This is a genomic window from Olleya sp. YS (genome assembly GCF_029760915.1).
Taxonomy (GTDB): domain Bacteria; phylum Bacteroidota; class Bacteroidia; order Flavobacteriales; family Flavobacteriaceae; genus Olleya.
Genome location: NZ_CP121685.1, coordinates 1925178 through 1938842 on the forward strand (window position 1 = coordinate 1925178; position 13665 = coordinate 1938842).

13 protein-coding genes are annotated in these 13665 nt (G+C 32.2%); 8 read left to right on the plus strand and 5 right to left on the minus strand.

Annotated features, from left to right (window positions below; translation table 11 throughout):
- The first annotated feature begins 1 nt into the window (after position 1).
- Entirely contained in the window at positions 2 to 1489 is a 1488-nt protein-coding gene (locus Ollyesu_RS08795) for a carboxypeptidase-like regulatory domain-containing protein (protein WP_279300851.1), read from the plus strand.
- Positions 1490 to 1580: 91 nt separating this feature from the next.
- On the plus strand, positions 1581 to 2759 hold the full coding sequence (locus Ollyesu_RS08800) for an AIR synthase related protein (protein ID WP_279300852.1): 1179 nt from the start codon (positions 1581 to 1583) through the stop codon (positions 2757 to 2759).
- Here the strand turns inward: Ollyesu_RS08800 and Ollyesu_RS08805 are convergent.
- Positions 2756 to 3418, minus strand: a complete 663-nt coding sequence (locus Ollyesu_RS08805; protein WP_279300853.1) for an ABC transporter ATP-binding protein — start codon at positions 3416 to 3418, stop codon at positions 2756 to 2758. The two genes, Ollyesu_RS08800 and Ollyesu_RS08805, sit on opposite strands and share 4 nt — an antisense overlap.
- A 7-nt stretch (positions 3419 to 3425) precedes the next feature.
- Positions 3426 to 3719 (minus strand): hypothetical protein, encoded by a 294-nt coding sequence (locus Ollyesu_RS08810; RefSeq protein WP_279300854.1) that lies wholly within the window; start codon positions 3717 to 3719, stop codon positions 3426 to 3428.
- Between the two features lie 208 nt (positions 3720 to 3927).
- On the opposite strand from Ollyesu_RS08810, the gene prfA reads away from it, so the two are divergent.
- Genes prfA through Ollyesu_RS08825 form a run of 3 tightly spaced genes read left to right on the plus strand, consistent with a single transcriptional unit; the run spans position 3928 to position 6678 of the window.
- Positions 3928 to 5004 carry a peptide chain release factor 1 gene (gene prfA / locus Ollyesu_RS08815; RefSeq protein WP_279300855.1) on the plus strand — a complete coding sequence of 359 codons (1077 nt, stop codon included), beginning with the start codon at positions 3928 to 3930 and terminating at the stop codon, positions 5002 to 5004.
- A 34-nt stretch (positions 5005 to 5038) separates the two neighbouring features.
- A complete protein-coding gene (gene pyrF / locus Ollyesu_RS08820) occupies positions 5039 to 5854 on the plus strand; it encodes an orotidine-5'-phosphate decarboxylase (protein ID WP_279300856.1) in 816 nt (271 codons plus the stop codon).
- Positions 5855 to 5886: 32 nt separating this feature from the next.
- Positions 5887 to 6678: a helical backbone metal receptor gene (locus Ollyesu_RS08825; protein WP_279300857.1), complete on the plus strand. Its 792-nt coding sequence runs from the start codon at positions 5887 to 5889 to the stop codon at positions 6676 to 6678.
- Here the strand turns inward: Ollyesu_RS08825 and Ollyesu_RS08830 are convergent.
- Positions 6661 to 6858, minus strand: a complete 198-nt coding sequence (locus Ollyesu_RS08830) for a Lacal_2735 family protein (RefSeq protein ID WP_279300858.1) — start codon at positions 6856 to 6858, stop codon at positions 6661 to 6663. The genes Ollyesu_RS08825 and Ollyesu_RS08830 overlap by 18 nt on opposite strands.
- A 269-nt stretch (positions 6859 to 7127) precedes the next feature.
- On the opposite strand from Ollyesu_RS08830, the gene Ollyesu_RS08835 reads away from it, so the two are divergent.
- On the plus strand, positions 7128 to 7628 hold the full coding sequence (locus Ollyesu_RS08835) for a hypothetical protein (RefSeq protein ID WP_279300859.1): 501 nt from the start codon (positions 7128 to 7130) through the stop codon (positions 7626 to 7628).
- On the opposite strand, the gene Ollyesu_RS08840 is transcribed toward Ollyesu_RS08835, so the two are convergent.
- Positions 7629 to 8330, minus strand: a complete 702-nt coding sequence (locus Ollyesu_RS08840) for a DUF4197 domain-containing protein (RefSeq protein ID WP_279300860.1) — start codon at positions 8328 to 8330, stop codon at positions 7629 to 7631.
- A gap of 34 nt (positions 8331 to 8364) precedes the next feature.
- The gene (gene purU / locus Ollyesu_RS08845; protein ID WP_279300861.1) at positions 8365 to 9219 is read right to left on the minus strand and encodes a formyltetrahydrofolate deformylase; all 855 of its coding nucleotides are present in this window, start codon (positions 9217 to 9219) and stop codon (positions 8365 to 8367) included.
- 163 nt (positions 9220 to 9382) lie between these two features.
- Between purU and Ollyesu_RS08850 the strand changes: the two genes are divergently transcribed.
- Together Ollyesu_RS08850 and Ollyesu_RS08855 are read left to right on the plus strand one after the other, a co-directional pair.
- Positions 9383 to 12820: a methylmalonyl-CoA mutase family protein gene (locus tag Ollyesu_RS08850; protein ID WP_279300862.1), complete on the plus strand. Its 3438-nt coding sequence runs from the start codon at positions 9383 to 9385 to the stop codon at positions 12818 to 12820.
- A gap of 226 nt (positions 12821 to 13046) precedes the next feature.
- Positions 13047 to 13661, plus strand: coding sequence for a DEAD/DEAH box helicase (locus Ollyesu_RS08855; protein WP_279300863.1), 615 nt, complete (start codon positions 13047 to 13049; stop codon positions 13659 to 13661).
- The last annotated feature ends 4 nt before the right edge of the window (positions 13662 to 13665 follow it).

The following is a 13665-nucleotide window of genomic DNA, read 5'->3' on the forward strand; positions in this document are numbered from 1 at the left end:
GATGAAAATACTATCAAAATATATAAGCTTAATCGTCATAATAACTATGTTAGTTAGTTGTAGTGAAGATAAGATTACACTAAGTGGAACAGGAACTATTACCGGAAAAGTGGTATCACAAGGTGATAATATACCATTAGAAAACACCAGAGTATCAACTAACCCAAACTCTAGTATTGTTTTTACAGATGCATCAGGAAATTTTGTAATTAACGACATAGCAGTAGGAACCTACTCTGTGCAAGCACAAAAAGAAGGTTATTTAAGTAAGTTTGAGCCTGCAACAGTTACTGACGATAACACGGTAAATGTAATTTTTGAATTGGATATAGAAACAGCAAATAACGATGCACCTAATGCACCTGTCTTAGTCAGTCCTTCTAATAATGCAGTAAATCAAGCTATAACGTTAGATTTAGTTTGGACAGGATCTGACCCTGAAGATGACGATTTGACTTATGAAGTACAAATTTTAAACGATCAAAACTCTGACGTATTAACATTTACAGATTTAACAGATACTACACTAACTATTTCAGATTTAGATTATAATACCAAATATTTTTGGCAAGTTTCAGCTTCAGATAATATAAATGATCCAATTTTAAGCGAAACCTATAATTTCAAAACCTTAGAATTCCCAGATAACAGACACTTTTTTACTAGAAAAATAAATGGAAATAATGTGATTTTTTCTGTTGATGATGCAGGTAACGAATATCAACTCACTTCTGCAAGCAATAATAGCTGGAGGCCTAGAAAAGCGAGCAATTTAGATAAAATTGCATTTTTAAGATCTAATGGTGGACAAGTACATATTTACACCATGGATTTAAATGGATCTAACGTTATGCAGGTAACTAATACAGTATCTGTAAATGGATTTAATTTAGAAGAACTAGATTTTGAATGGAAAAGTAACAATACCAAACTGGTGTACCCTAATTTTGATTCGTTATACGAAATCAATAGCAATGGGTCTGGCTTAAATTTAATCCATCAAACATTAAATGGTAATTTTATTACAGAAGTAGATTGGTGTCAATTAACACAACGTTTAGCTGTAAAAACAAATAATGCTGTAGGTTATAATGTAGAAATATATACTATGACTAACTCAGGCGGTATTGTAGATTATATCTTGCAAAGTGTAACTGGTGCGGCAGGTGGATTAGACTATACTTTTGATGGTACTAAGTTATTATACACTTACGATGTATCTGGTAATCAAAATGTAGATTATAGACAGTTAGACTCTCATATGTTTATATACGATATAAATACTATGACTACAATAGATATTTCTACTTCTAAACCAGCAGGAACTAATGATTTAGATCCTAAATTTTCACCTAACGAAGCAGAGGTCATTTTTGTAAATACTTCTAATGACGGTATCTCACAACAAGATTTAGTTAAAGTAGAACTTGCTTCTTTAAGTACTAGAACATTATTTTTAGAAAACGGAAAAATGCCAGATTGGAAGTAATTCATACTTTCACATCAATTTAATTATAAAAGCACACATATTATTTGTGTGCTTTTTATTTATAAATATCTTTGTAGCTTAACACTGCACAATGAGTTCCGAAATTTCAAAACGTTATAGCCAAAGAGGGGTTTCTGCCTCTAAAGAAGATGTACACAACGCTATAAAACATATAGATAAAGGTCTATTTCCAAAAGCGTTTTGTAAAATAGTACCAGATTACCTCACTAATAATGATGATTATTGTCTGATTATGCATGCAGATGGTGCTGGAACAAAATCGTCTTTAGCTTATATGTATTGGAAAGAAACTGGTGATGTTTCGGTCTGGAAAGGAATTGCTCAAGATGCTTTAATCATGAATATTGACGATTTACTATGTGTTGGTGCAACAGATAATATTATGTTATCATCTACTATAGGAAGAAATAAAAACTTAATTCCAGGTGAAGTTATCTCTGCAATTATTAACGGAACAGAAGAGCTAATTGAAGATTTAAAATCTTTTGGTGTCACGATTCATTCAACTGGTGGCGAAACTGCAGATGTCGGAGATTTAGTTAGAACCATAATTGTGGATTCTACGGTAACTGCAAGAATAAAACGAAGAGAAGTTATAGATAACGCAAATATTAAGGCAGGAGACGTCATTGTTGGTTTAGAAAGTTTTGGACAAGCCACTTATGAGAAAGCGTATAATGGCGGAATGGGAAGTAACGGATTAACCTCTGCACGACATGATGTGTTTAGTAAGTATCTAGCTAAAAAATATCCAGAAAGTTTTGATGCGTCTGTACCTGAAGATTTGGTGTATTCTGGTCAAGTAAAACTAACAGATATTGTAAAGGATTCACCTATAGATGCTGGAAAGTTAGTACTATCACCAACGCGTACTTATGCGCCAATTATAAAAGCTATATTAGCTAAATATAATAAACAAGACATCCATGGAATGGTACATTGTAGTGGTGGTGCGCAAACAAAAATTCTTCATTTTATAGATAATTTGCATATTGTTAAAGACAACATGTTTTCCATACCACCTTTGTTTAAATTAATACAGGAACAGTCTAAAACAGACTGGAAGGAAATGTATCAAGTCTTTAATTGTGGGCATAGAATGGAATTATATGTCTCTCCAGAAATTGCGGAAGATTTAATTACAATATCTAAATCTTTTAATGTCAATGCCCAAATTATTGGTCGTGTTGAGGCTTCAAAAGAAAAAAAACTAACTATTAAAAGTGAGTTTGGAACCTTTGAATATTAATCTAAACTACCAATGCTTAAATAGTTGTAGTCTTCCAGTTCATTGATATTATCAATTAATTGTGTACAACCGTTTTTAAGCAAATATATAGTGTCAGAAATAGCAATAACTTCTTTGTACCTGTGGTCAGACAATAATATAGCTTTGGCTTGCTTTTCTTCAAGTATTAATTGCTGTATTTGTTCAATATAAAGAGGTGAAACTCCAGTAAACGGTTCATCTAGTATAACAATATTAGCTTGCTTTTTTAATATTAAATATATTTCAATAACGCGTCTTTCTCCATCAGATAGCGTATTAAATTTATGATATTCAAATTTTGAAAAACTTTCGAATTGGATTATAAAATCATCCCATTTGACCTCAAATAAATTAAATAAAGATATGACTTTGGCTTGATTAGGCACAAAATGATATTGGGGTAAAAAAGCAGCTTGTTTTGTTTTAAATAGTTCAGTTTTTAAAACCTGACCATCAAGTCTAATCTGCTTATATTTAGCTTTTAAGGTGCCAAATGCAATATTTAGCAAACAACTTTTACCACTACCATTACTGCCAAATATACTTGTTATTTTACCAGTTTCTGCTTTTAAGTAAATACCGTTTAATATGCGTTTGTCCTTAAAGTAAAGTTCTACATTGTCTATTTCAAATATCAAAATAAGGTTATATAAATTCGTTCATTAAACTTAAAAATCCTGTAGTTATAAAAGCGTCTATAAGGTATAAAATACTAAACAATTTTAAATCAGATACACCTAAGTTTTTATAAAAGGTCAGTTTTTGTTTAGCAGTGGTCTCGCTTACTATATAATATAATAATACAACCAAAAACAATTTAGTGATTAGTGCTATAATTAAGTGAGAACTTCCAGTAATTAAAAACATAATATTAATCACAAAAGACCACATAGCAAATGTGCGATAGTAATATAATATAGCGAATAATTGGTTTAGCATAAGTATTAAAATAACGAATAACACTAGCCTGATAGTATAACATAAGGTGAAAAGAATATATTTTAAATAATAAAATGCCATTTAAATTAAAGTTTAAAAAGAGTATTCGGTATTGGATTAACTTTAATTTCTAATCATATAGTTTATATTTAAAAGCATTGCAAATTCATTAATTATCGTATTTTTGTTTCACAATTTTGAAAGTTAAATGTTAGAAAAATTACAAATAGTAAAACAACGATTTGATGAGGTTAGTGATTTAATAATCCAACCAGATATTATAACTGATCAAAAACGTTATGTGGAACTAAATAAAGAGTATAAAGACTTACGTTTGTTAATGGACAAGCGTGAGCAATATATAGAGTTTACAGAAAATTTAAAGGAAGCTGAAGAGATTATTGCAGATGGTAGTGACCCAGAAATGGTAGAAATGGCTAAAATGCAATATGACGAAGCTAAAGAAGGTATTCCAAAGCTTGAAGAAGAAATCAGACTACTATTAATACCTAAAGACCCTCAAGATACTAAAAATGCTGTTGTCGAGTTACGTGCAGGAACAGGAGGAGATGAAGCTAGTATTTTTGCAGGAGATTTGTTTAGAATGTATACTAAGTATTGCGAAGGTCGAGGATGGAAAGTAGACACAGTAGATTATAGTGAAGGTACTAATGGAGGATTTAAAGAAATTCAGTTTGAAGTCTCTGGAGAAGATGTTTACGGAACATTAAAATTTGAAGCAGGTGTACATCGTGTACAGCGTGTCCCTCAAACCGAAACCCAAGGTCGTGTACATACAAGTGCTGCAACCGTAATGGTATTTCCAGAAGCAGAAGAGTTTGATGTAGAAATCAACCCTAAGGATGTACGTATTGACTTTTTCTGTTCATCTGGACCTGGAGGACAGTCAGTAAACACAACTTACTCAGCAGTACGTTTAACGCACATTCCAACAGGTTTAGTGGCTCAATGTCAGGATCAGAAGTCGCAACATAAAAACAAAGAAAAGGCCTTTAAAGTATTACGTTCTAGACTTTACGATTTAGAACTGGCTAAAAAAATGGAAGAAGATGCAGCGTTGCGTGGTACAATGGTAACCTCTGGTGATAGAAGTGCTAAAATTAGAACGTATAACTATCCACAAGGACGTGTAACTGATCATAGAATTGGATTAACATTATACGATTTATCTAATATTGTTAATGGAGATATCCAAAAAATTATAGACGAGTTACAACTAGCTGAAAATACTGAAAAACTAAAAGCTAGTGACGAACATATTTAATACTAAGCCTCTTTTTTGAGGCTTTTTTTATATCATGACAACAGAACAACTAACTGACCAAATCAAAAAAAAGAAATCCTTTTTATGTATAGGATTGGATGTCGATTTAAATAAAATTCCAAAACATCTTTTAGATACCGAAGATCCTATTTTTGAATTTAATAAAGCCATCATTGATGCGACACATCATTTATGTGTGGCTTATAAACCTAATACTGCGTTTTATGAAGCTTATGGAATTAAAGGTTGGAAAGCGTTAGAAAAAACAATTCAATATCTAAACAAAAACCATCCAGACATTTTTACGATTGCTGACGCTAAACGTGGAGATATTGGTAATACTAGTACCATGTATGCCAAAGCCTTTTTTGAGGATTTAGCGTTTGATAGTGTTACTGTTGCACCTTATATGGGTAAAGATTCTGTCGAGCCTTTTTTAGCGTTTAAAAACAAGCACACCATATTGTTAGCCTTAACATCAAATGCTGGTGCATTTGATTTTCAGACAAAATCTATTGACGGAAAAGAGTTATATAAACAAGTACTAGAAACGTCTAAAACTTACCAGAATTCTGAAAATTTAATGTATGTTGTTGGTGCGACTAAAGCAGAATTTTTTTCTGACATCAGAAAAATTATTCCTAATAGCTTTTTACTCGTGCCAGGAGTAGGTGCTCAAGGCGGAAACCTACAAGAGGTTTGTAAATATGGTATGAATGACAATGTTGGATTACTAATCAATTCTTCTAGAGGGATTATTTACGCTTCAAATCAAGACGATTTTGCTCAAGCTGCAGCTAATAATGCTGAAGCTTTGCAGCAGCAAATGGAGGAGATACTTAATAAGTAATCGTCATTCCGAGCAAAGTGAAGCAATTTCATATGCAATTAAAAGACCAAATAGGGAATATTATTTTACTTAATTCGACTCCAAAACGAATCATCTCATTAGTCCCTTCTCAAACCGAATTGCTCTTTGATTTAGGATTAGAAGATGCTGTAGTTGGTATTACAAAATTCTGTGTACACCCTTTTCATTTTAAAAGTACAAAGATAATTGTTGGTGGTACAAAGCAAATTAATGTCGAAAAAATCAAAGCTTTACAACCTGATATAATTTTGTGTAATAAAGAAGAAAATACAAAAGAAATTGTAGAAGCTTGTCAAGAGATTTGTCATATTCATGTTTCAGATATTATTACTATTAATGACTGCTTAGAATTGATTTCTCAATATGGACAGCTCTTTAATAAACGTATTAATGCACAGAAAATAAAAGACAAAATTGAATTTAATTTAAAAGATTTTCAAAATTATATAAAAGATAAGCCAACATTAAAAACCGCTTATTTTATTTGGCGAAACCCTTGGATGGTAGCTGCTAATAATACGTTTATTAATTATCTTTTAGAATTGAATAAATTTAATAACATCTACAATAATCAAGAACGCTATCCGGAAATAGATATTACAAAGTTAAGAGTAGAAGGTGATCCAGAAATTATCTTATTGTCCAGCGAGCCTTATCCTTTTAAAGAAGAACACGCGTTTGAAGTAGGAAGACATAGCCATCACGCTAAAACTATATTTGTTAATGGAGAATATTTTTCTTGGTATGGGTCTAGATTAACTAAGGCATTTAGCTACTTTAAACAATTAAGAGAGCGGTTGTGATTGTTCTCTAACTAAATATTTTAGTTTGTTTAGCTTATCTAAAAGCTTAATAGCTCTGTATTCTGATACATCACTAGCTTCATGATCAGTTTGGCGTAGGTTATAAGCGTGTTCTACAAGTTGTTTGTAGCGTTTGTTTAATTTATGTTGGTGCTGTTTTAGTTTGTCTCTACGACTCATGGTCTTATGGGTTGATTTTGAGTAAATTAAATTACTTTTTTTATTTAAATAAAAAAAATAATTTTTCAAAAAAAAATCTTAAATACACAAAAGCCTATTCTTAAATTTTAAAAATAGGCTCTAATAAACTAACTCTTAATATAAGAAAAGGACTTAAACCCTTTTACACAGTAAAAATGCTAAAAAGTGAAGTGAACCATATTATTTAATTATTAAGCTTTCATTAAGTTATTTAAATTTAATAGCTTTATAACTAATCTTATAATAGAATGAAACACGCTATCATATTAATTCTTGCATGTATATCCTTTAATGCAATATCACAAAATAATGATTGTGCATGTTGTACAGATCAGCATGAAGCATTTGATTTTTGGATAGGAGAATGGCAAGTTACTAATCCAGATGGGACTTTAGCAGGCCATAATACTATAATAAAAATTCAAGATAATTGTATACTTTTAGAAGATTGGGTGAGTGCTAAAGGTAATTATACTGGTACAAGTCAGAATTTTTACAATGCAAAAACTGGTCAGTGGGAACAAATTTGGATAGACAATCAAGGTGGTACTTTGCATCTAAAAGGAAACAGGACCGGAAACCAAATGATTTTACAATCTGATACAGAACTCAATAAGGATGGCAACCCTTATTTTCATCGTGTGACGTGGACACTAAACCAAGATGGTTCTGTACGTCAACTTTGGGAAACCACAACAAATAACACAGAAGTTGTTGTTGCTTTTGATGGGTTGTATAAAAGAAAATAACTAGTCCTGTAAAGCAAATACTTTTTTGAGCAAATCTGTTGCTCTAGAGCTAACTTTTGTTCTTATATCTTGCTCCTCGACAGCAATCATAGTGTATACACCTTTTAAAGCTTCACTAGTAACATAATCTGTTAAATCTGGATTAACATTATTAGTAAACGGTATGGTATTGTATCTATTAATTAAATTCTCCCAAATTTGGTCAGCACCAACTTTACTAAACGATGCTTTGATGATTGGATTAAACTTGTTATATAAAGCTGTCTCTGTTTTAGATTTTAAATAGTTTGTTGCAGCATCATTATTGCCTAATAGTATATTTTTAGCATCAGTAAATGTAATATCTTTAACTGCATTTACAAAAATAGGTGTAGCTTCTCCAACAGCATCTTCAGCTGCTCTGTTTAATACTTTTAAACCTTCATCAGCCAAATTACCTAATCCTATATCTCTTAACGCTTTGTCTACTTTTTGTAATTCTTCAGGTAGTAAAATCTTAACCAATTCGTTTTTAAAAAAACCGTCTGTCTGGGTTAATTTAGAAACTTGTTTATCGATTCCTAAATCTAGAGCTTCGCGCAATCCGTTAGCAATATCTAATTCGCTTACTCCACCTCCTTGAGGTAATTGATTAACAACGTCTCGTAATTCTGCACAAGCAGTAACATTTAATATAACTAAAAGGGTTAAAATTTTTTTCATGTTGAATGTTTTAAAGTAGTAAATATACCTCTAACTATGAGAAAATAACAGTTTTATTATTATAAACCATTACTTTTCGTTTAATATGAAGTTTAATGGCATTAGCTAATACTATTTTTTCCAAATCTCGTCCTTTGGCTATCAAATCACCAATAGCATGAGTATGAGAGACTCTTGTGACATCTTGTTCTATGATTGGTCCAGCATCTAATTCTTCTGTAACATAGTGGCTAGTAGCACCTATAATTTTAACACCTCGTTTATAAGCAGAATGGTAAGGTTTTGCACCAACAAATGCTGGTAAAAAAGAATGATGAATGTTAATTACCTTATTAGGAAACTGACTAATAATTTTGTTTGATACTATTTGCATGTAACGTGCAAGCACAATAAAATCGACACCAAATGTTTTACACAATTCTAATTGTTGGTCTTCAGCCTCAGCTTTAGTGTCTTTAGTTACAGGAATGTGGTAAAATGGAATATTAAAGCTATTAGCTATAGGTTTTAAATTATTATGATTGCTTACAATAAAAGGGATTTCTACATCTAATTCTCCAGAATTATATCTTCCTAAAATATCGTACAAACAATGATCATATTTAGAGACAAACAAAGCCATTTTCGGGATGTCTTCAGAAGTATATACACGCCATTTCATTTCAAATGTTTTTGCTAAGTCTGTTTTAAAATTAGTTTTAAAAGACTCCATGGTGAAGGTGTCATTCTTAAACTCACTTTCTAAACGCATAAAAAAGATATTTTGTTCTCTATCGACATGTTGATCTATGTAAACAATATTACCATGGTTATTAGCAATAAAATTTGTGACATTAGCAATAATACCAGATTGGTCTTTACAATTAATTAGTAAGGTTATTTTTTTCATATTTGATTCCCTTTCAATAAAATTTTAAGTAATAGCTCTACTAATTTAATCTAAATAGTACCGAAAATGGACTACTCCAAAACTTTTAGATAATTACGTATTATCAAGCATTTTTTTTGAATATTTCGTAAATTGCGACCTCAAAATAGATTATATTTTAAGAATGATACAAGCAACTCCTTATAAGCCAAAACATAAAGTAAGAATTGTTACTGCAGCATCACTGTTTGATGGTCATGATGCGTCTATAAATATTATGAGACGAATTATCCAAGCAACTGGTGTAGAAGTAATTCATTTAGGACATGACAGAAGTGTAGATGAGGTTGTAAATACTGCTATTCAAGAAGATGTAAATGCTATATGTTTAACTTCTTATCAAGGAGGACATAACGAGTATTTTAAATACATGCATGATTTACTTCAAGAGCGTGGTGCAGGACATATCAAGATTTTTGGTGGAGGTGGAGGTGTAATATTACCTTCTGAAATTAAAGAGTTAATGGATTATGGTATTGCTCGTATCTATTCGCCAGATGATGGTCGTGCAATGGGATTACAAGGTATGATTAACGATTTGGTTAAGCAATCTGATTTTGCAGTGGGTGATGTTTTGAATGGCGAAATTGATGAGCTTCCAACAAAAAATCCAAAAGCGATTGCAAGAGTTATTTCTTCTGCCGAAAATTTTCCAGAAGTAGCAAAAGACACTTTAGACAAAATTCATAAAAAAAATGAAACATCTAAAACACCAGTTTTAGGAATTACAGGTACTGGTGGAGCAGGTAAATCTAGTCTAGTAGATGAATTGGTTAGACGTTTTTTAATCGATTTTCCAGAAAAAACAATAGGTTTAGTGTCTGTAGACCCTTCAAAACGTAAAACAGGTGGTGCACTTTTAGGTGATAGAATCCGTATGAATGCAATAAACTCACCAAGAGTGTATATGCGTAGTTTGGCGACAAGACAATCTAACTTGGCGTTATCAAAATATGTACATGAAGCTATTGAAGTTTTAAAAGCTGCAGAATACGATTTAATTATTTTAGAGACTTCTGGAATTGGACAGTCTGATACAGAGATTATAGAGCATAGTGACGTGTCCTTGTACGTTATGACACCAGAATTTGGTGCTGCTACACAATTAGAAAAAATCGACATGCTTGATTTTGCAGATTTAGTGGCCATCAATAAATTTGACAAACGTGGATCTCTAGATGCGTTGCGCGATGTTAAAAAGCAGTACATGCGTAATAATAATCTATGGGATGTTCCACAAGAAAATTTACCTGTTTTTGGGACGATTGCTTCGCAATTTAACGATCCAGGAATGAATACGCTTTATAAAGCGATTATGGATAAGTTGGTAGAGAGAACAGACGCTGATTTAAAATCAACTTTTCATATTTCTGATGAGATGAGCGAGAAGATTTTCGTCATTCCTCCAAGTCGTACACGTTACTTATCTGAAATTGCTGAAAATAATCGTGCATACGATAAAAAAGCAACAGAACAAGTTGAGGTAGCCCAAAAACTATACGGAATATACAAAACATTAGGTTCAGTACTTAATGTCTCGTCGAGCGCAGTCGAGACGTCTCTTTTAGACAAACATGGATTAAATAGTGATGAGATACTGAAACAAGTTCAGGATGACAACACCGATTTTGTTAAACTTCTTATTTCAGAATTTGATCGCGTAAAACTAAACTTAGATCCTTACTATTGGGAAGTGATTACAGGTTGGGATGAGAAAGTAAACAAGTATAAAAATCCAATCTACAGCTTTAAAGTAAGAGATAAAGAAATAAAGATTGAAACCCATACCGAGTCACTTTCTCATTTACAAATACCAAAAGTAGCCTTACCAAAGTATCAAGCCTGGGGAGATTTATTGCAATGGACATTACAAGAAAATGTGCCAGGTGAGTTTCCATACACCTCTGGTTTATATCCATTTAAACGTACAGGAGAAGATCCAGCACGTATGTTTGCAGGAGAAGGTGGACCAGAACGTACCAACAGACGTTTTCATTACGTTAGTGCTGGTTTACCAGCTAAGCGTTTATCCACTGCTTTTGACAGTGTGACGCTTTACGGAAACGATCCAGATTTACGTCCAGACATCTATGGTAAAATTGGTAATGCTGGTGTAAGTATTTGCTGTTTAGATGACGCTAAAAAACTATATTCTGGTTTTGATTTAGCTAATGTTATGACATCGGTAAGTATGACTATTAATGGTCCAGCACCAATGTTGCTAGGCTTTTTTATGAATGCTGCAATCGACCAACAATGTGAGATGTATATCAAAGAAAATGGTCTAGAAAAAGAAGTAGAAGCTAAAATTGCTAAACTATATAAAGACAAAGAACGTCCATCTTATAATGGTGATTTACCAGAAGGGAATAATGGTTTAGGTTTAATGCTTTTAGGTGTGACAGGTGACCAAGTATTACCAGCAGAGGTCTATGCAGACATTAAAAAAAATACAATAGCCCAAGTAAGAGGAACAGTACAAGCCGATATTTTAAAAGAAGACCAAGCACAAAATACCTGTATATTTTCAACTGAATTTGCGCTACGTTTAATGGGAGATGTACAAGAGTATTTTATTGACAATAATGTGCGTAATTTCTATTCGGTGTCTATTTCTGGATACCATATTGCTGAAGCAGGAGCCAATCCAATTACACAATTAGCCTTGACATTATCTAATGGTTTCACTTACGTGGAATATTATTTAAGTCGCGGAATGGATATTAATAAGTTTGGACCAAACTTATCCTTCTTTTTCTCAAACGGAATCGATCCAGAATACGCAGTAATTGGTAGAGTAGCACGTAAAATTTGGGCAAAAGCCATGAAGCACAAATATGGTGCAAATGCAAGAGCGCAAATGTTGAAGTACCATATTCAAACGTCAGGACGAAGCTTACACGCTCAAGAAATTGACTTTAACGACATACGTACTACGCTTCAAGCATTATATGCGATTTACGATAACTGTAACTCATTACACACCAATGCATACGATGAAGCCATTACGACACCAACTGAAGAATCGGTTAGACGTGCTATGGCGATTCAACTTATTATTAATAAAGAATTAGGTTTAAATAAAAACGAAAATCCAATTCAAGGGTCGTTTATTATTGAAGAATTAACCGATTTAGTCGAAGAAGCAGTCTTGTTAGAATTTGATCGTATCACAGAACGAGGAGGTGTACTTGGTGCTATGGAAACCATGTACCAACGTAGTAAAATACAAGAAGAAAGTTTGTATTACGAAACATTAAAACATAATGGAGACTTCCCAATAATTGGCGTAAACACATTTTTAAGTTCTAAAGGCTCACCAACTGTTATTCCTGCGGAAGTTATTAGAGCAACAGAAGAAGAAAAGCAGTTTCAAATTAAAACTTTAGAGAATTTGCATAAAGCGAATGATACAAAAGCTTTATTGAAAGACCTTCAGAAAAAAGCAATCAATAACGAGAATATTTTTGAAGCGTTGATGGATGTTTGTAAAGTATGTAGTTTAGGTGAAATCACTTCAGCATTATTTGAAGTAGGCGGACAGTATAGACGCAACATGTAAGCAGAGAGCCAATTTTTCTTTTTCAGAAAAATTGTGCGAATCACTTATCCCAAACTAGTTTTGGGATCTCATTAACAATTAAAGTATATGAATCACCTATCCTGAGCGTCCCGATAGCTATAGGGATCGAAGGATTTCATAAATAAAATCTCACCAAAAGCATTATGTTTTTGGTGTTTTTTTGTATCAATATTATAATGCGTAATTTCGTGATAAATAATAAGAAATGTCTTTCAAAAAATACCATCCATTATTAAAAGAATCAATTGAAAATGTAGGTTTTGCTACCACTAATGCGTTTCAAAAACAAGTGATGCCTTTAATAAAAGGAGGAAGTGATGTGTATGCAATTGGTCCAAAAGGATGTGGTAAAACTACTGCAATGGTTATTAGCACCATTCAAAAATTAGATGCAGCAGCTTTTGAAGATTCTCCAAGAGCTTTAATTATTGCAAAAGACAGACAAACAACATTGGATTTAAAAGAACGCTTTGAAGTATTTACAAAAAATACAGATTTACGTATTTATTGTGCTTATGAAGAAAGTGATTTAGAAAAACAACGTGAAGAAATTTACTATGGAGTTGATATTTTAATTGCTACACCAAAACGATTAAGCAAACTGTACCATTTAAATAGTGTGCATTCTGGAGAATTAAAATTATTTATTATTCATGATGCCGATTTTGTTACCAGAAACAACTACCATAATTATATTTTAAGATTAAGTGAAAGTGCGCCAAAAGCACAGTTTGTTATTTTCTCCGAAACCTTTAATTCTAAAATAAAAGCTTTTCAAGACTGGTTTATGTTTAATGCAAGAATTGTAGAAGTTAAATAATAAA